Source organism: bacterium (assembly GCA_030647555.1).
Lineage (GTDB): Bacteria > Patescibacteriota > Andersenbacteria > UBA10190 > CAIZMI01 > CAIZMI01.
This window is the reverse complement of sequence record JAUSJG010000024.1, coordinates 14,019-38,866: the sequence shown is the minus strand read 5'-3', so window position 1 is coordinate 38,866 and position 24,848 is coordinate 14,019. Positions and strand designations below refer to the sequence as shown.

Annotated in this window: 17 protein-coding genes; 15 read left to right on the top strand and 2 right to left on the bottom strand. The window is 45.2% G+C overall.

The features are described 5' to 3' along the window. From Q7S57_04910 to Q7S57_04850, 13 genes are all read left to right on the top strand, one after another. A complete protein-coding gene (locus tag Q7S57_04910) occupies nt 1-2,943 on the top strand; it encodes a heavy metal translocating P-type ATPase (GenBank protein MDO8512590.1) in 2,943 nt (980 codons plus the stop codon). A gap of 35 nt (nt 2,944-2,978) precedes the next feature. Then, on the top strand, nt 2,979-3,473 hold the full coding sequence (locus tag Q7S57_04905; protein MDO8512589.1) for a DUF1573 domain-containing protein: 495 nt from the start codon (nt 2,979-2,981) through the stop codon (nt 3,471-3,473). Nucleotides 3,474-3,475: 2 nt separating this feature from the next. After that, nucleotides 3,476-4,432: a hypothetical protein gene (locus Q7S57_04900; GenBank protein ID MDO8512588.1), complete on the top strand. Its 957-nt coding sequence runs from the start codon at nt 3,476-3,478 to the stop codon at nt 4,430-4,432. Between the two features lie 12 nt (nt 4,433-4,444). Further along, nucleotides 4,445-5,467 carry a cytochrome c biogenesis CcdA family protein gene (locus tag Q7S57_04895; GenBank protein MDO8512587.1) on the top strand — a complete coding sequence of 341 codons (1,023 nt, stop codon included), beginning with the start codon at nt 4,445-4,447 and terminating at the stop codon, nt 5,465-5,467. Beyond that, entirely contained in the window at nt 5,464-7,671 is a 2,208-nt protein-coding gene (locus Q7S57_04890; protein MDO8512586.1) for a copper-translocating P-type ATPase, read from the top strand. The genes Q7S57_04895 and Q7S57_04890 overlap by 4 nt, the downstream gene beginning before the upstream one ends. Nucleotides 7,672-7,699: 28 nt before the next feature. Then, nucleotides 7,700-7,969 carry a hypothetical protein gene (locus Q7S57_04885; GenBank protein ID MDO8512585.1) on the top strand — a complete coding sequence of 90 codons (270 nt, stop codon included), beginning with the start codon at nt 7,700-7,702 and terminating at the stop codon, nt 7,967-7,969. A 3-nt stretch (nt 7,970-7,972) separates the two neighbouring features. Then, nucleotides 7,973-8,230, top strand: coding sequence for a hypothetical protein (locus tag Q7S57_04880; GenBank protein MDO8512584.1), 258 nt, complete (start codon nt 7,973-7,975; stop codon nt 8,228-8,230). Nucleotides 8,231-8,254: 24 nt separating this feature from the next. Continuing rightward, nucleotides 8,255-8,854 (top strand): hypothetical protein, encoded by a 600-nt coding sequence (locus Q7S57_04875; GenBank protein MDO8512583.1) that lies wholly within the window; start codon nt 8,255-8,257, stop codon nt 8,852-8,854. Between the two features lie 29 nt (nt 8,855-8,883). Continuing rightward, complete coding sequence (locus Q7S57_04870; protein ID MDO8512582.1) at nt 8,884-9,477, top strand: CYTH domain-containing protein; 594 nt, start codon at nt 8,884-8,886, stop codon at nt 9,475-9,477. 61 nt (nt 9,478-9,538) lie between these two features. Continuing rightward, on the top strand, nt 9,539-10,588 hold the full coding sequence (locus Q7S57_04865) for a hypothetical protein (protein ID MDO8512581.1): 1,050 nt from the start codon (nt 9,539-9,541) through the stop codon (nt 10,586-10,588). Between the two features lie 71 nt (nt 10,589-10,659). Then, nucleotides 10,660-11,388: a hypothetical protein gene (locus Q7S57_04860; GenBank protein ID MDO8512580.1), complete on the top strand. Its 729-nt coding sequence runs from the start codon at nt 10,660-10,662 to the stop codon at nt 11,386-11,388. 7 nt (nt 11,389-11,395) lie between these two features. Continuing rightward, nucleotides 11,396-12,331 carry an NAD(P)-dependent oxidoreductase gene (locus Q7S57_04855; GenBank protein MDO8512579.1) on the top strand — a complete coding sequence of 312 codons (936 nt, stop codon included), beginning with the start codon at nt 11,396-11,398 and terminating at the stop codon, nt 12,329-12,331. Further along, a complete protein-coding gene (locus Q7S57_04850; GenBank protein MDO8512578.1) occupies nt 12,312-13,478 on the top strand; it encodes an FGGY family carbohydrate kinase in 1,167 nt (388 codons plus the stop codon). Before Q7S57_04855 ends, Q7S57_04850 begins: the two co-directional genes overlap by 20 nt. A gap of 27 nt (nt 13,479-13,505) precedes the next feature. Here the strand turns inward: Q7S57_04850 and purQ are convergent, their stop codons facing one another. After that, on the bottom strand, nt 13,506-14,294 hold the full coding sequence (gene purQ, locus Q7S57_04845; GenBank protein MDO8512577.1) for a phosphoribosylformylglycinamidine synthase I: 789 nt from the start codon (nt 14,292-14,294) through the stop codon (nt 13,506-13,508). Further along, nucleotides 14,287-17,166, bottom strand: a complete 2,880-nt coding sequence (locus Q7S57_04840; GenBank protein ID MDO8512576.1) for an AIR synthase-related protein — start codon at nt 17,164-17,166, stop codon at nt 14,287-14,289. The genes purQ and Q7S57_04840 overlap by 8 nt, the downstream gene beginning before the upstream one ends. Before the next feature lie 374 nt (nt 17,167-17,540). On the opposite strand from Q7S57_04840, the gene Q7S57_04835 reads away from it, so the two are divergent. Continuing rightward, nucleotides 17,541-23,960 carry a chitobiase/beta-hexosaminidase C-terminal domain-containing protein gene (locus Q7S57_04835; protein MDO8512575.1) on the top strand — a complete coding sequence of 2,140 codons (6,420 nt, stop codon included), beginning with the start codon at nt 17,541-17,543 and terminating at the stop codon, nt 23,958-23,960. 18 nt (nt 23,961-23,978) lie between these two features. Continuing rightward, entirely contained in the window at nt 23,979-24,845 is an 867-nt protein-coding gene (locus tag Q7S57_04830) for a transketolase (GenBank protein MDO8512574.1), read from the top strand. Nucleotides 24,846-24,848 lie beyond the last annotated feature (3 nt).

Sequence of the window (24,848 nt, the reverse complement as noted above, 5' to 3'; positions counted from 1 at the left end):
ATGAAGCAACAAATTGGTCTAAAAATTTCCGGGATGCACTGTGCTTCCTGTGAGAAGATATTGCAACTGGCGATTAGTGAACTCCCAGGGGTTGAAAAAGTGGAAGTAAGTTTTGAAAAGAAAAGCGCGGATGTTTTGTTGGATACTGAAAAAGTAAGTACGGAAAAAATATTGGCGGTAATCAAAGAGAATAATTACACGGCTGAAATTACGACGGATGTTGCTATTGGTGATGATAAAAAAGAAAACATTGAATTGGAAAAAGTCGAAGGAAAAAACGTGAAGATAAAACTGGAAACGCAAATTGAAGCGGAAGGTGTTATTGTAAACGATGAAAAAGGTCAACCGAGTTTCCATGGAAAAATACGAAACAATAAAACGGGAGAGTTTGTTTTTCCGGAACAGGCCGATTTGAAAAACTTTGCTGAACGGATGCTGAAAAGCATGGAAGCGTTGGGAGTACCGCAAATGTTGGGCAGTGTTGATGCAGAAAAACGCACAGAAAATGAGATTACGGTAAAAAAGACAGAAGGTAAAAATGCCAACCGAAGGATTAATCTTTCTCTTTCCGGTATGCACTGTGCATCATGCGCGGGGGTAATTGAAAAAACTTTAAAGAAGGTGCCGGGCGTGAAACAGGCCAGTGTGAATTTTGCCGCGGAAAAAGCCGCGATAACGTTTGATGAAAATTCGGCCGGTATCGCTGAGCTCATTAATGCGGTAAAAAAAGCCGGTTATCGGGCATCGGAAATAGATACCAAGGACAGTGAATTTGAACAAAAAAAGCGGGCATTGGAAACGAAAAGCCTATTCGACAAGTTCATGTTCAGTTTTGTGCTGTCGCTACCGATGTTTTATTTCATGTTGTTGGACTTTTTCAAGTGGCTACCCGGGGGCAACGTCTTCCCACCCTATGTTGGAATAATTTCGTTAGCGCTCACATTGCCGGTTCAGTTCTATGCCGGCGCGGGTTTTTATAAAGGAATGTGGTCTTCGCTGAAAATGAAGACATTTAACATGGACAGCTTAATCGCCATCGGTACGTCCACTGCTTTCTTCTACAGTCTATTTAATTTTGTGGCGTTCAAATATAACTTTGGAACAATCTTGGGTATTAACGGGGGTAAAATACCGGATCTTTATTTTGAGACAGCCGCCTTCTTGATTACTTTTGTCTTGCTTGGTAAATGGTTGGAAATGAAAGCCAAGGGCAGAACGAGCGATGCGATTAAAAAATTGGTTGGGTTACAGCCTAAAACCGCGCGCGTTGTCCGTGACGGTAAGACAGTTGATGTTCTTGTCGATGATCTTATACATGGCGATATTATCATGGTGCGTCCCGGAGAAAAAGTACCGGTGGATGGTGTTATTACCAAAGGTTCATCGGCATTGGACGAATCGATGATTACGGGAGAGAGTTTGCCGGTGGAAAAGCGGGTCGACGATGTCGTTATTGGCGCAACGATTAATAAAACAGGTAGTTTTGAATTTCGCGCGACAAAAATCGGTTCAGAAACGACGCTTTCGCAAATTATCAAATTAATTGAAGACGCGCAGTCTTCCAAAGCGCCGATCCAGGCTTTTGCCGACCGTATTTCGGCGGTGTTTGTCCCGGTGGTTATCGGTATCGCCATACTCACGTTTGTCATTTGGTATTTCGTGCTGGGCGCGACCATCGGCTTTTCCTTAATGGCGTTTACGGCCGTGATTGTAATTGCTTGCCCCTGCGCATTGGGTTTGGCCACGCCGACGGCAGTGATGGTTGGCACCGGTAAGGGTGCCGAACACGGTATTCTCATTAAAGGCGGTGAACCGTTGGAGGCGGCCGAAAAAATTAATGCCATTGTTTTCGATAAAACCGGGACATTAACGAACGGCAAACCGGAAGTAACGGATATTCTCACACTCGCGCAAATGGATGAAGAAGAAGTGATTCGTATGTCGGCTTCTCTCGAAAAATTATCAGAGCATCCTTTGGCAGAAGCCGTTTGCAAGTACGCCGAGGAAGAACAAATCGATATTGATGAAGTAACCGATTTCAGTGCTATTCCCGGCCATGGCGTGGAAGGTCGTATTGGCGGTAAGAAGTATTATTTTGGTAATAGAAAATTGATGACCGACGTGGTTGGTTTGAGTACGGAAAAAATAAACAGAAAAATTTCTAAGACGGAAGAACAAGGGAAAACCGTGATGATTTTGGCGGACGAGAAAGAAATTTTGGGCGCTGTCGCCGTGGCAGATACGATTAAAGATACTTCGCTGGAGGCGGTAACTAAGTTAAAGAAGCGAGGTATTGCTGTTTACATGATTACAGGCGATAACAGTCGAACGGCGGTAGTTATTGCTAAGCAGGTTGGGATTACGAATGTCTTGGCCGAAGTGCTTCCGCAAGATAAAGCCAACGAAGTGAAAAAACTGCAAGAACAAGGAAAAGTGGTGGCGATGGTGGGTGACGGCATCAATGACGCACCGGCATTGGCACAAGCTAACTTGGGGATTGCTATGGGTTCGGGTACCGACGTGGCCATGGAAACAGGTGGAATCGTCATAATTAAAAACGATTTACGCGATGTTGTGACGGCAATGGAACTTTCGCGCGAAACGATGGGTAAAATCCGTCAGAATATGTTTTTCGCCCTGTTTTATAATGTTATTGGGATTCCGGTGGCGGCGCGAGTATTTATGGGGCTCGGTTTAGTATTGAAGCCAGAATTGGCCGGCTTGGCAATGGCTTTGAGTTCTATTTCCGTCGTTGCCAATTCGATGTTACTGCGAAGATTTAAGCCGAGTAGAAAAAATTGGTTATCAATTATTGCTCCGATAGTTATGGTATTGCTTTTCACCGGTTTGTTTATTGAGTTTGCGCGTTTGAGTTCGGATATGTCTGAAAAACCAAATGTTACAAAACAGGAGCAAGGCGTGAAAAATAAAGTCGGCCGATAAAGAAACTTCAACGTTATTGTTTCTAACAAAAAAATATGAGTGACAAAAAATTAATAATTGGAGTGATCGCAGTTAGTGTGGCGATAATGGTGGGTGGACTGTTTATCAACGCAAAAGTTTCCACGCCGCAGAATGTGTCATTCAACAATGATGCAAAATTGCGTGTCGATAAGTCTGTTTACGACTGGGGCAATATCAGTATGCAAAATGGCAAGGTAGAGGCGAAATTTAATATCGAAAACACGGGGACGTCCGATTTGAAATTATATAACGCAAACACCTCATGTCACTGTACAACCGCTCAGTTGTTGCTTGACGGGGAATCATCGCCGTTGTTTGGAATGAACACGAAATCGCCGTACGTGATGGTTGTTCCGGTGGGGAAAAAAGCGGAGCTGAAAGTGGTTTTTGACCCCGCGTTTCACGGACCAAACGGTGTGGGGGCAATTTCGCGCCGCGTATTAGTGAGTACAAATGATACGAATAATTCGCAGTTATCATTTTCTTTGACCGCATTCGTAGCGCGCTAACCATGACCACGCCAAATAGTTTATTTAGAGTAAAGCCAGTTCCCTTCTTGATAATTTTATTTTATGTCGGTGTTGCTGTGCTTATTCTTGTTTTTGTTTTGAAAGCAGGTACGCCTGTAAACAAGAAAGTAACGGTAAAAGCAGATAACCCGAAAAAAAATATTGTTGAGGTGAATGCTCCAACAGCGGAAGAAAAAGAGACGATGAACAAAATACAGGAAACGGTTGTTCCCAAAGACGGCTTTAAATTCAGTGTTAAATGGGGAAATACTGGAAAAAAATTAGTTGAAAATGGCGCAATTGATCTGGAAAAATTTCGTAAAAACTATATGGATGAAAAATACAAGGATGATATGACATATCTAACGGAAGAAAAAAATGATGGCATTACGGTCAATGCGGATAATGCCTATTTTTGGGTAAACACGTTGTGGGCCTTGGGTCTTAATCAGCAGTCTTTGGTTTTGGAAGACATGAAAAAAAATTACCCAAGAGATCTTGGCAACTTAGCGTCGACAGGCGGGTGGACGCTGGGTGCAAAACCAGCACTTGAATTATATGGTAAGGAAACGATTATTCCACTGACTGTCGTTCAACAAGAAACAGTGAAGAAAATAAGTGCCGGTATTTATCGACCCTGTTGCAACAATTCGACGGCGTTTCCGGATTGTAATCACGGTATGGCAGCACTTGGACTTGTGGAGTTGATGGTTAGTCAGAATTTTTCCGAAGAAGAAATTTACCGCGCGGTGTTGGCATTTAATTCGTATTGGTTTAGCCAAACGTATGTTGACCTTGCGTATTATTTTCAGAAAAACAACAACACAACGTGGGCGGATGTTGATTCCAAGCAAGTTTTGTCATCTGAGTATAGTTCAGCAGCCGGATATAAAGCGATCAAGGCAAAAATAGGCAATACGCCGGGCGTTGGTGGTGCCGGTGCCGCTTGTGGCGCTTAATCAATAATAATTATGAACCCGACAGCTTTATATCAAGTTTCGTTGATTGCAGCGTTTGTTGCCGGAATGGTGGCACTCTTTGCGCCCTGTTGCATATCGTATTTGTTACCAGCGTATTTGGGCAATGTCTTTAAAGAAAAAAGAAAAATTTTATTGATGACAGGCATTTATGCTTTAGGAATATTTGCCGTAATTTTACCGATTGTTTTGGGCGCCAAGATATTGTCTGAATTTTTCTTCCGGTTTCATGATCAGACCTATATTGTTGGCGGTGTTTTAATGGTGGCTACCGCATTTTTTGCCCTGTTTGGTATTAAGTTGCCGATGCCGCATTTTAATCGGCCAAAAGGAGGTACGGATATTTTGTCGACATTCGTACTTGGTTTAGTGGCGGGTGTGACTTCGGCATGTTGCGCGCCGGTTCTGGTGGGAGTTTTAACAATTAGCTCGCTTTCGGGGTCGCTGTTACAGGCCTTGTCTGTTGGATTGGCTTATGTGTTGGGAATGGTGGCACCGCTGTATCTAGCCGCCTTATTTATTGAACGCGGGAATTTTCTCGCCCGGCCAATTTTTCGCAAACAACTATTCATAATTAGTTTGGGTGGTAATAAGTATCCAGTGTTAATCACTAATCTTTTGGCGGCGATTATGTTTTTCGGAGTTGGTTTCGTTACCCTCGGGTTGGTGTTTACCGGAAAATTAGCAATGCCCGTAGGACCATCGCCAATCGTTAATAATGTCGCCTGGGCGGTTACGAGGTGGACGGAACGCTGGCCACTGGCAAATATTGTGGTTGGTTTGGGCTTGGTTTATCTTGTTTATCGTTTTGTTGTGTTAGTAAAAAAGGACGATGAAAAAAATAACATAAATTTATCAATTAATAATAATTCAAAAGAAATACAGGGGGAACTGTATCAGTGTCCTGAATGTAAACTTTGGTATGAAGACATAGAATGGATGAAAAAATGTGAGCAGTGGTGCAAGGAGCACAGTAGTTGTAATATTGAAATAATAAGCCACTCACTACAAAAATGAATCACAAAACAAACACGATAATTTATACATGTCCGATGCATCCGCAAGTTTTGAAGGACGAACCTGGTCGCTGTCCTGCTTGCGGAATGGAGTTGATTCCTAAAAATAAACCAGGCGGTAAAAGTGATCACAAGATGGGTGATATGAAGATGCCGGGTGAATCAAAAAAGGAAGATATGTCAAAGATGAATCATCAAGATCACGAATCGGCAATGACAAACCCGCAGTTGGCAAAAAAAATGGAGGCGGACATGCGCCGCCGTTTTTTGATATCACTAATTTTATCTATCCCGATATTTTTGTATTCACCGGTAGGGATTAATTTTTTTAAGCTTAATTTGCCAACCCCTATTCCGGTTAATTGGCTGTTGTTTATCCTTACAACGCCGATAGTTTTTTGGGCGGGATCAATTTTTATCACTGGAACATACTATTCCCTGAAAGTAAGGAAGCTAAACATGTCTGTCTTAATTTCGACTGGTGTTTTAGCTGCCTATATTTTTAGTGTCGTCTTAACACTGTTGGGCGGCGCGGAAACTTTTTATGAGGCCGCTGCCCTGTTGGTTACATTTGTTTTGTTTGGGCATTGGATGGAAATGAAGTCGCGTCGAGGAACCTCGGATTCTCTAAGGGCCTTGTTTGATTTAGTTCCTCCGCAAGCGCGGGTTTTACGGGCTGGCAAAGAAGTTATGATCCAAAGTGCCGAAATTGTTGAAGGAGACACGGTAATCCTGAAGCCTGGCGATAAAATTCCGGTTGACGGTGAAGTGACCGAAGGGGAGTCTTCTATCGATGAATCGCTGGTAACGGGTGAATCAATTCCGGTAACGAAAAAAATCGGCGACAAAGTCATTGGGGGAGCAATTAATTTAACAGGAGCGATTAAATTTAAAGCGGTAAAAGTCGGAAGTGACACTGTTTTGGCGCAGATTATAAAAATGGTGGAGACCGCCCAAAACTCAAAAGCGCCAGGGCAAAGAATTGCGGACAAGGCCGCGGCGTGGTTGGTGGTATTGGCGATCGGTTCCGGCATCGCCACTTTTTTCGGTTGGTATTTTATCGCTGGCGCAACTTTAATGACAGCACTCACATTTGCCGTTTCTGCGGTTGTGATTGCTTGTCCGGACGCTTTGGGGTTAGCTACCCCTACGGCGGTGGCGGTGGGGACGGGGATTGGCGCCAAGCATAATATTTTAATTAAAGACGCGGCAACGTTGGAAAATACCTCCAAATTAACAGCGATTGTTTTGGACAAAACCGGTACGCTGACTGAAGGTAAACCGCAGGTAACGGAAATTGTGGCGCGTCAAGGACTTGCAGTGGAAGAAATGTTGTCTTTTGCCGCAGTGGCGGAACAAAACTCCAATCACCCAATCAGTGCGGCTATAATTGAAGAAGCAAAAAAACGTAAAGTTGAAATGAATAGAAAAGTGGAAAATTTTAATTCCATTGGCGGCTACGGCATTGCGGTGACAATTGATGGGCGAACGGTATTGGCCGGAACGGAGCGTCTGATGGAAAAAAACGGGGTTGATGTTTTGTCACTTAAGGCGGAGATGGATCGTTTGGCAAATGGCGGTAATACAATCAGTATTCTCGCGTTGGATGGCGAAATTGCGGGCGTGATTGGAGTTGCCGATAAAATTAAATCGACGGCAAAATCCGCCGTGACTCAATTGCAAAAAATGGGGATTGATGTGGTAATGATTACGGGAGATCTGGAAGCAGTGGCAAAAAAAGTTGCCGTTGAATTGAATATTCAACGCTACTTCGCCCAAGTGCTACCGGGTGATAAAGCAAAACACGTTAAGCAACTGCAAGGGGAAGGAAAATTTGTCGCGATGGTGGGGGACGGGATTAATGACGCGCCGGCCTTGGCACAAGCCGATATCGGCATTGCCATTGGTGCGGGAACGGATGTGGCGATAGAAACGGCCAATATTGTTTTAATGAAGTCTGATCCGGCAGACATTGTTTCGGCGATTATTCTAAGCAAAGCGACGGTGACAAAAATGAAGCAGAATCTATTTTGGGCGGCGATTTATAATATCCTGGCTATTCCTGTTGCGGCGGGTGTATTTTATTCATCGTTTGGCATTTCGTTACGGCCCGAAGTTGCCGCGTTGTTAATGTCCGCCTCCTCGATTATTGTGGCTAGTAACGCCGTGCTACTTAAGCGTGTCGAAAAAAAGCTGGGAAAGTAAAAAATTTATTTATAAATATTTTAAAAATATGAAATTATCGTTAGTTAAGTACGTTTGGCGCTGTGTCTTGGGTGGTGAAATAGTTTATGCTGTTTGTTTGCTCGGCGGGTTTCTTCCGTTGCGGTCTACCCAAGGGATGGAATTACACCATGCCCTTTTTGAGACGTTACCTGGATTTACTTGGATAAATTTTGGAAGTGTAATTTTGGGTACCGCATACGTATTGGTTTTTTCTGTTATTTATGGTTGTTATATGGTTTGGATGTTTAATGCCAGCCTTGAAGAAAGGAACAAATAAACTATGTCAAATCATAAACACGGCGATAGCAGTTCGCCAATGATGTGGCTGATGATGCTGTGTTGTCTTTTTCCGCTGTTGGTTCTTATTCCTGGTGCCGGCCAGTGGCTTTCGCGGTGGTATTTATGGCCGATTTTTATCGGCGGTTTTTTGGTGTTGCATTTTTGGATGCACAAAAAGCATTCTGCTCCCAAAAACGATCAAGAAAATTCTGACACGAAAGACGACAGTGATTCAAAACACAACAGTAGCTGTCATTAAAGTTTACAATTAATTACAATCTAAATGAATAAAATATTTTTAATCGGTTTAGTTGCGTTAGGCTTGGCAGTATTCCTACCAAGCGCAACTCTTGCGCAGGGGATGATGGGATATATAAATCAAACGGCAGATAGCTCGGTTGTACAGAGTCAGCAACAAGAAGAACAAGACGGGAAAAAGTTTTTGGATCAATTAAGTCAAAAAACCATCAATTGTTCTCAACTTACGGATGACAACTTTGAAAAAATTGGTGAATATTTTATGGGTCAATCGATCGGTGATACACAAAGGCACATCGTGATGAACGAAATGATGCAGAGGATGATGGGAAAGTCCGGCGAAGAACAAATGCACATTGTGATGGGTAAACGTTTCAGCGGTTGTGATACGATGGTCGCTTTTCCGGCGCAAGATGTCGGATTTATGTCGATGATGAATATGATGGGCGGAAGTGGAACGTTTAATAGTTCGGGACGCGGTTATAATTCTATGATGAATTTTGGCTATTCTTACGGTGGTGGAGCGGGTAGTCTATTTACCGTGATTTGGTGGGTATTGGGTATCGTTGGAATTATTGCATTGGTTAAATGGCTAGTTTCCAAATCCCACAAAAATAATAGATAAAACTTAAAAAGTCCTGTATCATCCGATTTATGATTGAAATTGAAAAGAAGTTTTTGTTGACTCCTGCGCAGGAAAAACGCTTGAAGAAGGGTGCGAAATTTTTGGGCGAGAAAGTTTTTACTGACACCTATTTCGATAAACACAATTACGAACTTACTAAAAATGATATTTGGCTTCGAATGCGCGATAAACAGGTGGAATTGAAAATGCCGTTGGAAACGGAAGAAAAGAACGAACACTTGTGTAATCGTTATGAGGAGTTTACTGCGGAGGAAGAAGTGCGTCAGATGTTAAATATCCCCAAGGGTGGGGAATTTCTGATCGATTTAAAGACGGCGGGGTATGTTCCATTTGTTACTATTACTACACGGCGTGAAAAATTCAAAAAAGAACAATTTAATATTGACATTGATGCGTGCGATTTTGGTTACGCGCTGGCCGAGGTAGAGCTTTTGATTGATGATGTTGCGGGAACGAAAGACGCGGAAAAGCAAATCGTGAGTTTTGCGTCAAAGCACGACCTTAAGCTTGCTTCCGTTCGTGGCAAGGTGGTGGAGTATCTTTTTCGCCAATCCCCTGTTCACTATCAAATCTTGCTGGAAGAAGGCGTTGTCATTGAGTAGTTGGTTAGTGAAAGAGATAAAATAATGCTAAACTATGGAATAGGTATTTCTATGTTTTGGTATGGCTAATAAAAAAGTTTCGATAACCACAGTGCTTGTTGTCACAGCGATAATTGCCGGTGTCGGTAGTTTGTATGTCGGTAGTGGGAAAGATGCTTCCAGGGTAGCCAATTATATTTTAAAACTCGCAGGAAAACGGTTGCCGGCGGCAAAAAATCAGATTGTGACATTGGCAACAACTCCAGTGCCCCTGGATTTTGTCACACTTTGGTATACGGATTTTGATGGAAAACGGGTTGTTGGGATCGATCGAGCGGGAAAACAAGTGTGGATTCAGCACATGGATGCGCCACCACTCCCCCCAAGCGGTTATTCCACGCATACCGAATATGTAACTGTTGCTTCAAACGGCAATTTAATTGTTTCGGACGGCGAAGGAATGTTCGTGCAAGAAATCGATCGAAAAACGCACCAGTTGGTTTGGCAATATGGCAAAAAAGATATTCAGGGTTACTCGGATGGTTATCTGCATCAGCCGGATAAAACATTTAAGATTAACGACCACGAAGTTTTGATTAACGACGGCAACAATCGTCGCGTAATTATCGTCGATCAAAATACCAATAAAATTGTCTGGCAATATGGCGAGACTTTGAAAATGGGGACGAAACCGGGAATGTTGATGGCGGGAACAAATACTGTTCCATTGGATGGGGGCAAACAAATTCTTATTACAGATACCCTACAGAAGAAGGTTTTGATTATTGATCGAGCCACAAAAAATATTGTTTGGGAATGGACGAAACCGGATGCAGGGTGGATTCAACACGTTTGGCCGACAAACACCGACACCTTCGTCATGGAAGATAGGAATAAAAATGAAGTTTTTGAAGTTGATAAGCAAGGAAAAATTCTTTGGACGCTAAGTACTTTAGAAGGTGGTCGCAAAATCAACCACCCGACGGATGTAGTTAAGTTGGGGAATGGCAATGTTTTAATCGCTATTTCCGGAGGTGTTTTGGAAGTGACGCCGACTACCGGCAAACTGGTCAATGAATATAAAAAATTAGGATACGTCACAACAATCGCGATTGATCAGAATAGTCCGTGAATAATGATTGATGATATATGATTTATGAACGCTGACTTTAGGGGTGATCCTTAAAGTGCTAGAATACAAGTATGAAAAAGAATAAAATAATTATTGGTTTAGCGGTCTTGGTTGTTGTAATTCTTGGCGTTTGGTTTGGATTGCGCCCTAAAGACAATAAGTTGTCTTTGCCATTGGAAATTACAAATCCGACAAAATTGCCTGTTTCATCGTCTGTCTCACAAAAGAATGAACTGGCTGTCCAGACGGTCGTTCCTAGTACGGCGCCAAACATTGTTTTTGTGGGACCAAGGCAGGGGATTCCAAGCAATGCCCCGAAAGATTATGGCCTCTGGTCGTTTGCGATGCCGGTGCCGAATATTTTATCACGTTCTGGACAGCCGTTATTATCTGGGTTTAAGTGGATGAAAGAGAATGGCTGGAAAAGCGATATTGATCTGCGTGTCGATGGCGAACGTGGCGAAGTGGGTGATGATCGTAAGATTCCTGGGTTTAATGCTTTGGGGTTAAATTATTTAGCACTTCCGATTGCCGACGGATCACCACCAACGGATGCACAGGCGAAAGAATTTTTGACTTTTGTGACAAATCCCGCTAATCAACCGGTGCACGTGCATTGTCGTGGTGGCATTGGCAGGGCTGGAACAATGGTTGTTCTGTATCGTTATTCCGTGCAAGGCTGGCCAATGGATAAAGCAATTGAAGAATCCCGCGCGTTTCAAGGTGGCGTGAGTGAGGGACAGGTAAAATGGCTGAATCAATGGGCAAAAGCAAACGTTTCGGGCGGTTTTAAGCTATAATTGATTTATGCAAAAAGTTCTTATTATTGGCGCGGGAGAGATTGGACAGGCGATTGCGAAAATTCTCGTTAAAGCAAATAAGTGCACAGTCGATTTTTGGGATAGCGAGCCAAAGAAAGTGCCAAAACAAAAAAATCTTCGGGAATTGGTACCTAACGCGGACGTCATTTTTTTAGCCATTCCCTCAAAAGCGGTACGTGCCGTTTTGAGTGATATTTCCGACGAGGTGGGCAGAAGTGTTCCCGTGATTGTTTTGGCCAAGGGATTAGAAGCAAATACAGGCAAAACGATGGATCAAGTTCTCAAGGAGTATTTGGGGCGAAAAAGAGGAATGTTGTTATACGGTCCGATGATTGCGGAAGAAATAAGTGCGGGAAAAGGAACAGCGGCAGTTTTGGCGGCATATTCTGCCGGAATGGCTAAAAAAGTAATTCCCTTATTCCGTTGCCATGATTTACGACTTACTTTTTCTACCGACATGCGCGGGGTCGCACTAACGGGTGTTTTGAAAAATATTTATTCGGTTGGCTTGGGGATTACCCATGGTTTGGAACTGGGTAGTAATTTTCGCGGTTGGTATGTGGCGCAAGCTTGTTTGGAAATGAGTGAAATTGTGCCAAAATTGGGGGGAAAGAAGGTGACTGTTTACGGACAATCCGGTATTGGCGATTTAGTGGCGACCGGTTTTAGTAATGATTCTCACAATCATCAAACCGGCGTGAGCTTGGTGAAAGATCCTGCCTCCGCGATGACCAGCGAGGGGACGAAATCAATTGCCCAAATCTGTAAGCGTCTGGGAAAATATTCTCGTTATCCGTTGTTGAATATTTTGCACTTGGTAATTGTTGAAAAAAAATCGATTGTCGAATATTTTCCTTTGGCGATCTGCGCGTGTGGCACCACGGACGCTAAACAACTGGTTTGTGAAATCCCTCGAAAATAAATTTGTTTTAGTTTTGGATGTCGGCACGACGGGTATCAAGGCGTTTGTATTTTCCAGGGGTGGCGATATTGTTGCGAAGGCCAATCGGACAATCGGAGAAATAAGGTTGCATCCCGGGCACGTGGAACAAGACCCCGCTGAAATTATTCAATTGAGCAAAGAAGTTTTAGCGGAGGCAGTAAGCGCCAGTAAAATAAAGGAAGAAGATTTTTTGGGAATGAGCATCACCAACCAACGGGAAACGATTATTGCTTGGGACAAGAAAACAGCTTGGCCGTTTTATCCGGCGATTGTTTGGAAAGACACGCGCACGAATGAATATTGTCAGGAATTGGCAAAAAAATTTGGAGAAGTGGTTTTGCAAAAAACCGGCTTGCCGATTCTTCCGTATTTTTCTGCGTCAAAAATCAGCTGGCTTTTAGATAACGTGCCGGAAGTAAAATTAGCAGCAGAGAAAAATTGTTTGGCTTGCGGGACAGTAGATTCCTGGCTTTTATGGAATTTGACTGAAGAACAGGTGTTTAGCACCGACGTGACAAATGCCACACGCACCCTGCTTTGTAATATCAAAACCAAACAATGGGACGATGAATTATTGAATATGTTTAATGTTAATATAGAAATTCTGCCGGAAATTAAAAAAACGCAGGGTCACTTTGGAAATCTAAAAAAAGATATATTAGGATTTTCTCTACCAATTCTTACAGTCTGTGGCGATCAGCAAGCCAGTCTTTATGCGGCGGGGGACACGGAAGGGACGACAAAAATTACATACGGGACGGGCACATTCATCATGCAAATTATCGGCAAAGAGTTTTTGTTACGTGAAGGATTTTTTACAACAATCACGGCCGGTGGCGAAAACTTCGCGATTGAAGCAAAAATGGATCGCGGGGCCAAGGAAGTTTTGAAATTGTTGGCCGATAAACCGGCGCTTAAAAAATATCTGAAAGAAATCGCGATTGATGTAGATAAAGTAATTAAGAAGTTACCGCATAAACCGACGGAAATTGTGATAGATGGTGGGGTGATGCGCGATGGAATTGTTGGAAAATTTCAAGAAGAAATTTCCGGAATAAAAATTGTGCCCCAAAAAATTTTTGACGGAACGGCGTTAGGAGCGGCGAAGTTGGTATTTGATCAATAAAAAAACTGGCATTGGGAATGCCAGTGGCTATGTCCGCGCGTAGCGGATTGCGTTTTCAAAGATCTTTAGCCCGTGCGGCCTTGAGTTTTGAGGCCGACGGCGCCAGTTGAAGTAGTGATGAGGCTCAATGTTGGCCTCGGGATGTGGCATCATCCCGAACACCGTTCCTTTGTCATTACACACTCCTGCTATGGAAAGACGTGACCCATTGGGATTTGCGGGATAGCGCATCGTGTTATTTCCATCCGCCTCGCAGTAGCGTAACGGTGCCAGGTGGTGATCCGTAATCCACTGGAGGGTGGGTTCGTCTGCGACTAGTTTTCCTTCCGCATGTGCCGCCGGCGCCTCAAATGGTATGTTGTCGATTCCCTGCGTAAATACGCAAAGGGATTCTTGGCATACCGTCATCGACACCCAGCGACATACGAACTTGCCGCAGTCATTTGCGACGAGTGCAATGCGTGGGGATTGCAGACTCGCATTTGATGGTGTGAGTAAGCCCGTCCTCACAAGCACCTGGAATCCGTTGCAAATTCCAAGTACCAAACGTTTCGCTTCAACAAAGGCGAGTAACTGATCTCGCAGGAATGACATCAATTCGTTTCCAAGAACCACTCCGGCGGCAATGTCATCACCGTAAGAGAAGCCACCGGGAATTGCGAGAATGTCGAAATCCATGAGCGAGACGGAACGGTTTCGAAGCTGATTGATGTGAACTAGTTGCGATTGTCCGCCGGCCTTTTCAAATGCATAGCCGGTTTCTTTTTCGCAATTTATTCCGTCTGTTAAAAGGGTGCAAACCCTCGGTCTATTCACCGAACACCTCCTTCATTGGCTGCTGCCAACTTTGTTTGAGTTCTCGAAGAGAAGAGACAAAAAGCAGCTGACCGTCACTGTGTTTGAGCCAGATGTCCTGGTCGGAGCTGACTCGGCCGATCAGTGCTAAAGGAATTGTCAGCCGGGCCGCGTCCTCGATTAGCTGCCCAGCTTTTTCGCGCGATACTTCTAGGACAAAACATCCCGAAGTCTCACTGAAGAACCAATGGTCGGGTCGACCGTTGAAATTCTCGGGGACACATATTTCGGCTTCCACTTCTCCGCCAATGCACATTTCGGCGATCGCGGCACCAAGTCCGCCCTCGCTAATGTCATGGCAAGAGAGAATGTCATCAGTCACAATATGCCGGTGGAGCCAGTCGAAGAGGGTTGGCAGTTTGAGATAGTCTGCCAAAGGTACTCCTCCGCCAGCGACACCAAGCACATCGTAATATGCGGAGCCACCGAGGTTTTGCGTGTCGAGCTCTCCCGCAAGAAAGAGGAGAGAGTCGTTTCGCTTAAGGTCAGCAGTGACCGTTTTGGAAACGTCAGGAATTTTGCCAAACACGGATACGCACAGAACGGGCGGAACGTGAATCACTAGACCTCGTTTCTTGTAGGTGCTAGAGAGGCTATCCTTGCCGGAAACGAAAGGAATCCCGAACAACCGCATCGCCGTGATACATGCTTCAAAAGACTGATCCAAATCCCAAAGGTACTCTTCGTCCGGATACGGCCAGATGAAGTTGTCGATCAGTGCGGCCTCGTGGTAATCACCACCTACCGCAACATAATTCGACAGAGCTTCTACCGCCGCCCAAAGACCGCCATGGTAGGGATCAATACGGTTGAGAACGGGGTTGAGACCATGTGAAAAAACGACACCGTACGGTTTCCCGAGAATTGGGCAGAGTACTGTTGCATCGTTCGGACCCGCTTGTGACGGACCCGAAAAAGGCATTAGTGCACTCGAACCTTGGACGCGGTGGTCGTACATGCGCACAATCGGTTCTTTCGAACAGACGTTGCCATGTGCCATGACCCTCGCGTACAACTTTTCCCACTCTGTAGAAGATCCGGGCTCATCAACTTCTAGCCGCTCTATCTCCTGCTTGGCACGTCGTCGCATTGTCATGACGCGCTGGGGAAGGCCGTTGTGTAGAAAGTCCATCGAAAGGTCGCAAAGACTGTTGTCGTTGTGCGTAACCAGGATCCTGCTGTTGCCGGTGAATTTGCCGACTACGGTTGCTTCGACATTGCGTGCCTTGCAAAACTGAAGGATAGTCGGAGCGTCGGCTTCTTTGCAACAAACGACCATGCGTTCTTGTGATTCCGAAATCCAAATCTCCCAGGGAGCAAGGCCGGAGTATTTGAGTGGGGCTTTTTCCAACCACACCTCCGCTCCTACTGTCGCTCCCATTTCGCCGATTGCCGAAGAAAGACCTCCCGCGCCACAATCCGTAAGTGCGCGCGTCAAATTTGCGTCTCGGCAATCCAGAATCGCGTCTTCAAGCCGTTCTTCTTCGATCGCGTTGCCGATTTGGACGGCACTGCCGTTAATTCTCGTCGTGCTATCTGTCATCATTCCGCTGGAAAAAGTAGCGCCGTGAATGCCGTCGCGTCCGGTTCTGCCACCCAGAACCAAAATAAGGTCACCTGGTTCAGGTTCCCCTTTTTGGCACTTATCTTCGGGTAGGATCCCAACAGCGCCAACAATGACCGACGGTTTAGCACGAAAATCGGGATGGAAATGAACCGAGCCATTGCTGGTCGGAATTCCCATGCGATTGCCATAGTCGCGAACGCCGGCAACAACGCGTTGGAAAAGATAACGGGGAGGCAAGCATCCTTCGGGCAGTTCGGAAGACGGTAAATCAGGTGGGGCCACACAAAAAACGTCGACAGACAAAATCGTCTTGGCTCCCTGGCCGGTGCCCATCGGGTCGCGAATGACGCCACCGGTTCCGGTGTTTGCACCACCATACGGTTCCAAAGCGCTGGGTGCGTTGTGGGTTTCGATTTTGGCGCAAATAGCCCAGCCATCGTAGAAAAGGATGACGCCGGAGTTGTCCACAAAAGACGACAAAACATTATCCGGATACTTTGCAGATTCCTCTCTTAGGCGCCTCAGAAGCGGTTCTTTCATCGCGCCTGTTTCCGCATCCTTAAGTTTGGCTCGAGCAATCTTGTGACAGCAGTGCTCGCTCCAGGTTTGGGCAAGCATCTCGATTTCGCCGTCAGTGGGATCGCGTCCCAATTCGATGAAATACTGTCTGATGACGCGCATTTCTTCAAGGTTGAGAAAAAGACTGCGGTTCGAAGAAAGCGTTGTCAGTTCCTCATCCGTCATTTCCCTGATTGCGACTAGTTCAATTGGTCCCGGGATAACTGCGGTCAAAAGAGACAGTGGCTCCTCGGTGACTAACTGTTCAACAGTCGCGTTCACCAGGAGGCGTGAAAAAATGCGCTCAAGTTCTTCTTGGGTCGGGTTGCCGTGAAAGCAGTACGTCCAACTGGTGTCGGCCGCAATCAGGTTCGCTAAGCCGTCATCATGCGCTGTTTTAACAATCGATGCCGCCGCCGGGTTCATGACACCGCGCTTGTAAGCGACTTCATACCACAACAAGGGGGCATCATCTTCTGTTTCTGGAAGTGTCGTCGAACATGTTTGGATGAGTGGTTCACAAAGAATTCTCATCGCAAAATCATATGCTTGTTCTTGAGTCAAACCTTCCAGACGGTATATCTGTCGAGTGTTGACTGATGTGATACTCCCGATTCCCAGCGTTGCTTTGATCTCTCGCAGTAGATCCTTTCCTTTCTGGTTTCTTTCGTCCTGAATTAGAAACTTGTGGATGTTGCTTTTTGACACTTTTCGTTCCTTTCGCGTTGTTGTGACAAGTTCTGAATTTATTCGGTTTTCAATAGAGCGGGCAAACGTACCCTCCCGTCGCCTAAGGTAATATTAGCAGTAAATGGCTATTTATTCAACTTACAATTATAACGCAACAAAAGGGCAGTAAAGCCCTCTTGCGTTTGGTGAGAGAGTAAACAGATCCCCCCAAGTTTCTATCGACTCCCTCGTTTAAATTATTAAAGTGAATTAGGTTAAAGAACCTGTTGCTCCGTCTTTGAATTGCTTCTGCTGGAGCACTGTCAACATATGCCTGGATAAAAATAAAGAAAGTAACCTTTGACACAGTGGGTAAGATGGTTTTTTTCTGCTAGAATTATCATGCATTACTAGTGTTCAACCTGACATCAACATTAAAGCTTTTAATAGCAAACAAAAGCCTAAAAACAATCTTCTCATTAACGCTCCTTTCGTTATGTCTTTTCTTGTTCTTATCAGTAAAATCCGCTTCCGCCGCTAACAAGTATTGGGTAGGAGCCGATGGAGCTAATACCTCTATCGCCACAAATTGGAAAACCACCGATCCCGCAGGTTGTGGAAGCGGTGATGCCAGTGCTGCGCCAACAGCTGGAGACACAGCTATCTTTGATGCCGACTGTGACAATGGAGCAAATATTAACAGTACTTTAGGAGACGCATCATTAACTATCAATACAGGCTATGTTGGAACAATCACTCAAACGGGGGGCGTAGCCATTGCCATAGGTACATACACGCAAGCCGATGGAACTTATCAAGCCACAGAAAACTTAACCATTGCAAGTGGTTTCACTAAAACCGCGGGGACATTTGTAGAGGGCACAGGACTAATAACATTTACAGGAATAACTAATTCTTATAACGTTGCCACCACAGAAACATTTAACAACGTAACAATAAACCTGACCGCTGGAGGAAGTATTCTTACCATTACTTCCGGTGATACGATGGTTGTCGCAGGTACCTTAACTTTAACCGATGGCTATGTTGATACCGGCACTATTGATGCCAGAGGAAATATAACTCAAGCTTCAACTTTTGACGGAGGAACTGCCACCATTGATTTTGGTGATAACGCAGTAGTACAAACTTATACAATTAATGGAGGGACTGGTCCGAACTTACGCTTTGATGACGCCAGTGACGCCAACGACTTTGTAGTATTTAATGCAGCAAGTACTCTTTATGGTCTTGAAATTACATCAAATTTTGATACCACCGATCCAATAGACAGCAATGCTGTGCCATTTAATTACAACGGTAATGGATCTGGTCCATACGCAGTCACTATTGATTTAGGAGGCTTTACGCAAGCCTCAGGAACATTCATTGCTCCTCCTTCTTTAACTATCTCCGGCGGTTTCACCAAGTCCGCGGGCACCTTCAACGAAGGCACAGGAACCGTAACGTTTGCTTATAAGAACTACACCATTGATGTCGCAACATCGGAAACATTTTATAATATAACATTTGCCGGATGGAGTGCGAATACAATTATTATTGCCAGTGGAGATACTCTTGTTACAACAAATACCTTAACTTTAACCGAAGGCATTGTTAACACCGGCACTTTTAACCCTCAAGGGAATGTTGTGGTCGCCTCCACTTTTGATGGTGGTACTTCTCCAATGCTTTTTTCCGGTTCTGCGGTTCAAACTTTTGATCTTACGGGCGCTACTGGTCTATTTGATGCTGATATCACCGTTAACAAATCCGGCGGCCAAGTAAATTTGCTATCGGCGCTCGTAATGGACGCTGCCAGTCAGGATCTCACCATTCAAGCAGGCACCTTTGATCTCAACGGTCAAAACCTTACCGTCAACGGCTCATCAGGTACGCTGGTTGTTAACGGCACAGGTAATCTCCAGTTACAAGGTGGAGAAACGATCACCGCCAACACCAACTACCCATCATTCACATCAGGCACCACTGTTACCTATGACGGTACAACTGGTCCATACAACCTAAAGAATTATGGCTACGGAGGACTAACAATTAACGGATCAGGTGCAACCTTTAATCAAACAACAGCCCTTGATCTTGGTGGAGACTTCACATTAACAAATGGTATTTTTAATACCGCCAATTATAACAGCACAGTGGCGGGTAGTTGGCTTAAAAATGGTGGTACCTATACACCTGGTACAAGCACTGTAACTTTAGATGGCACAGCTATAGGAAAAACAATCACCAGCGGAAGCTCTCCTTTCTACAACCTTACAGTTAACGGAGTCGGTGGCGTATGGACAACGCAAGACGCCTTAACAACAACAAACGCACTAACAATTACTAATGGCACCTTAGTGCAAGGTAACAACGCAATATCAACCGCTTCAATCACACAATCCGGTGGAACATTTACCGGCGATTCAACCGCAGGTACCCCGGCCAATATCACCAGTACGGGAAATGTCACATTATCCGGCGGTACTTTCACTTCTACAAAAGGTAGTTTGATTGTCGGGGGAAATTATAGTCAACTAAATTCAACATTTACTCATAATTCGGGTACAGTTGATTTTAATAGTGGTTCGGCACAGACAATTGTGGCGACGGGAACTTTTAATAATATAACTCACTCCGGAGCAGGAACGCTAACCGTAAATGCAATTCCATTGTCAGACGGAACCGGCGGAACAATTACGTATAGTGGTGGTTATACAATTCACACTTTTACAACAGATGGAACATTCACGCCTTCCGCAAGTATTTCTACTGTTGAGGCTCTTGTAATAGCTGGAGGCGGCGGAGGTGCTGGAGGCGGCGGAGGTGCTGGAGGTATAGTATACAATGCAACTTTTGCAGTGACCGAAAGGGCTCATGCTGTTGCTATCGGTACTGGTGGAAATGGTGCTATTGTTGCACCTAGCAATGGCAATGGTGTTAACGGCGTAAACTCTACATTTGATACAATAACAGCAGTAGGTGGTGGCGGTGGGGGTGGTTACGATGGACAAAGTGGTAGTGCGGGTGGTTCTGGCGGTGGAGGTGGTCAGTCATCAGGGGCTGGTAGCAGGTTAGGCGGTGACGCTGATTATTTATCACCAAGACAGGGGTATGATGGTGGAGCTACGGGCAGTATTGTTTCTCCTTATCCTGGGGGTGGCGGTGGAGGTGCTGGTGCAGTAGGTTCACCAGGTGCAACTGGAGGCATCGCTGGTAATGGTGGAGCAGGTGTAAGTACTTATTCTTCACTTTTGATTGCTGCTAATGCCGGTGTTGATGTTGGTGGAACTCGCTGGATTGGTGGTGGAGGAGGTGGTGCTACCTATAATAGTGGTACTCCGGGTACAGCCACAGCTGGAGGTGGTAACGGTAATAATGCGTCGGCCAATGGTAATATAGGTACAGATAACACGGGTGGAGGCGGAGGTGGTTGTCGTGGTACTTTTACTGGCGGTAAGGGCGGTTCCGGTATTGTTATTATTCGATACTTAACTCAATCCGGCGCAGTAATAACCAACCTCACCCTCGCCGGCAACCTCACCAACAGCGCCGGTACGTTAGACGCCAACAATCAAAACATCACCCTGGCCGGCAACTGGACCAACTCCGCTTCCTTCACTCCCGGCACAGGCACAGTCACCCTCAATGGCACAGACCAAAAAGTATTAGGCACCAACACTTTCTACAACCTTACAAAAGATATTTCCGCAGCCTCAGCAGACTCATTATACTTTCAACAAAGCAACACACAAGCAATAGCAGCTAGTGGAACACTTACCTTGAAAGGTGGCTTGGCAAAAATTTTAACGCTTCGAGGTTGTGATGCCAGCGGAACACTCACAGCAGGAGATCCAAAATGGGGACTTAATGTTTCAAATACTAGCACTACATTTGCAGTTGATTATGTAGATGTAAAAGATTCAGATGCATCACTAGGGCGTGAAATTGCAAACACAAATACTGTAAATTCGGGTAACAATTTGAACTGGGCAGGTTTTAATGTTACGCCAAGTATTCCAGTTTTAGTTTCTCCTGCCAATAGTTCAAACACAGCAGATTCCACTCCAACTTTATCTGCCAGCTATTCTGATTCAGACACAGGAGATGTAGGCACCACTAATTATCGAATTGCCACCAGTTCAGTAAATTGCACAGGAGGTACAACAGTAGCCAGTGGAACATCATCAACAACTGTTACAAATAATGAAAATACATCATGGACTCCGGGTTCTTCAATTGGCAGTGACGCCACCTATTACTGGTGTGCTCAAAATGATGATGGAGTAGCACAATCAGCTTGGACAAGTATGGGGAGCTTCATCTTAGACACCACCATCCCCGACATCGTCGCAATCGATGCCGGCGCCAGTTCAGGAGACAGAACATCACTCACCTCCAACACTTGGTTTAAATACTCAAACACAGGATCAGACGATCAAGTATCATTCTCATGGACAGATCCTTCATCCGTCTCCGACGACACGTTCTACTACGAACTCAACGCCAGTTCAGGAAGCACCATCACAGGTGACGAATCAACCACAGCCAATCCATACATAGACAGTATCACCATTACTGAAGGCACCAATTACTTCCACGTCAGACCGAAAAACGGCGCGGGCACTTGGGGAACTGAACGCACCTTCATTATCAAATACGATAAAACCAATCCGGATGTCCCATCTGCCACCCCCATTGGAGGCACATACACTGCAGCACAATCCGTCACTCTTACCTCCGCCGGCAGTAGCGCCATCTACTACACAACCAACGGAGATATTCCAACAACAAGTTCCACGCTTTATGCCGGCGCCATCAGTATCACTTCCTCTCTGACCCTCAAAGTAATGGCGGTAGACACGGCCACTAATGAATCGGCAGTGATGACAGAAACATACATTATCAATCTCACTCCCGATAACGTCGCTCCCGTCTCCACCGATATTACCGAGATTAAAGAATCGACCGACGGCACCAACTATGTCTCTTTCAAAGTCTCTGTGTCAGACAGTGATCTGCAAAAGACCAGTCTTAAACTAGAGTACTCCAAAAACAATAAAGATTGGTCCAAAGTCACCGTGAAGAAGGTGGAAGGAACACGTGGAACACCGGACTTTAATAATGACAATCTAAGACAATTAAGTTCTATCAATACTGATGAAGGCAGTAACAATCTCATCGTTACCTGGGACGCTTTCAAGGATCTGGAAGAAACCGAACTGGGAAGCGTCTACCTTAGAGTTACCCCGTACGACGGCATCACCGACGGAGAGATAAATACATCTGATTCCTTTGCCTATGACGGAAGAGCCCCCCAAATCACCGGCTTCAACACCACAACAATCAAAGACAACCAAGTTTCCTTTAGTTGGGGTACACCCAACGGTGAAGCAAACTTCCGCGAGTATGAGATTTGTCTGGGACTAACCTTAAGCAACGCCAAGAAGTGTAACGACAGTTGGAACAGTGTCTCGGACAAGAACTTGCTTATCAAAGACACCAAAGAAACCACCGTCACCGATCTCCTCTCCGCTACCGGCTACTACTTTATTCTCAAAGCCTCTGATATGTATGGCAACGAGAAGACACTGGAACTGACCAAGAAGACAACATTGACAACACCAGCCACGCCGACTTCAACGTCGACACCAACCACCACCACAACAGAAACAAGTGGCAGTGGAAATAATAATGTCGGTATAACATATCCGACGCCAAGGTCTACTCCTGCCGCCACCCCGCTTGCTCCACTGATCACCATTCCGAATCTTTCGGACCTGATAAAAAAGCTTATCCCCAGTCCCTTTCCCGCCACTGTCTTCCCGCCTCTTCCCGAAATTTATTTTAATCCGCTCAAAGGTCTCTTCGGCTTCCTCATGCAGGACAAAAATATCCGCATCCTGGACGCGGCAACCACCGGTCTCGCCGTTCTTACCGTTCTCGCCGCCCTTTCTGCCGTCTCCAGTATCATCGGCTTATTTGAAAGCCTACCGTATCTCTTCCAATACCTCCTCCATCTCTTCTCCGGTATCTTCTCCATCGGCAAGAAGCGCAGAAGCTGGGGCAGAGTGATTAATTTCTATACCGGTACGGGAGTAGCGAGAACCCTTGTCTTAATTATCGATGCCACCGGTGGCAAAGTGAAAGCCCAGGAGTACACCGACAAAGAAGGTTACTTTGCTTCCTTCTTACCGGCCGGACAGTATCTCTTCCGGATTGTGAACCAAGGCTACACATTAACAACCGAGCAATCATCCTTTGCGACAAACAAATCCGAACAACGTTACATTGGATCCGCCATCACCGTGAAAGCGGAAGCCGTCATCGCCCTTGTCCTTGCCCTCAAACCGATCACCGATCTTCCTTCCAAACTCAAACAGCAACTGCTCAAAGGATTAAGCCATCTGGAAACCTTCTTCAATGCCATCTCCTGGCCGGTTATTCTGCTCGGTTTCACCATCAACACCTTCGTCTTCTTCAGTACCAAATCAATCACTTCCATCGTTATCTTCTTTATCTACCTCATCATTGCCACGATCAAAATCATCATCAAAAACAAGTTCAAACAAACACTGGGACTTGTGACAGACAAAGAAACATCCGAAGGCATCGGACTGGCGATCATCCGTCTCTATGACGCAACCACCAATCGTCTCCTTACCACCAAAGCCACTACCGACACCGGCAAGTTTATGCTCCTTACTACCCCCGGGAAATATAACCTTACCGTTACCAAAGAAGGGTATCTTCCTTATCAGGCGAATCAGTTGGTGATCAAGACGACGACACGGGCGTTGGCCTTCGAGGTGGGGATGAGACGGGGATAAATGACGGGGATGCACTGAATGAGCTATGATAACAACATCATGGAACCACAAAAAGACAAAAGCGCAGCTGAATTAGCTGAAGTTTCCAGAGAGTTGCGTTTGAGTGCACTGGAAATGCTTTATAAAGCAGGATCTGGTCATCCGGGCTCGACTTTTTCCACGATGGATATTCTTACCGCACTCTATTTCGGCGGGATTTTAAAATATGATTCAGCAAGGCCGGACTGGAATGAACGCGACTATTTTTTGATGAGTAATGGCCATGCGGCCCCGGCGCTTTATGCTATTTTGGCGAAAGCTGGATATTTTGCGGAAACAGAATTAGGAAAATTACGACAACTTGGTGCCGGTGCACAGGGGCATCCGCACCGTGGTTCTTTGCCCGGAATTGAAATTAGTTCCGGCAGTTTAGGTCAAGGATTATCCGTCGGGATTGGTTTGGCGCAGGCCGCACGCCTCAAGAATACTGGCCAAAAAGTCTATGTCATGATGAGTGATGGAGAGCAAGAGGAGGGATCAACATGGGAGGCGATCATGTTGGCGCCTAAATTAAAACTAAATAACTTAATTGCGATTATTGATAAAAACGGGATGCAAATTGATGGTGCGACAAACAAGGTAATGCCAAGTCTTGATCCACTGGCGGAAAAATATCGCGCTTTTGGTTGGCGGGTTCTGGAAATTAATGGGCATGATTTTGACGAAATCTTGTCAGCATTAAAGGAAGTAGAGGATGTAAAGGACGATAGACGTTCGGTTGCGATAATTGCAAACACAGTGCGCGGTAAAGGTGTGTCGTTTATGGAAAACAATCCGAGTTGGCACGCCGGAAAAATAACGGAAAAACAGTATGAGCAAGCAAAAAATGAACTAATGGATAAATAATTT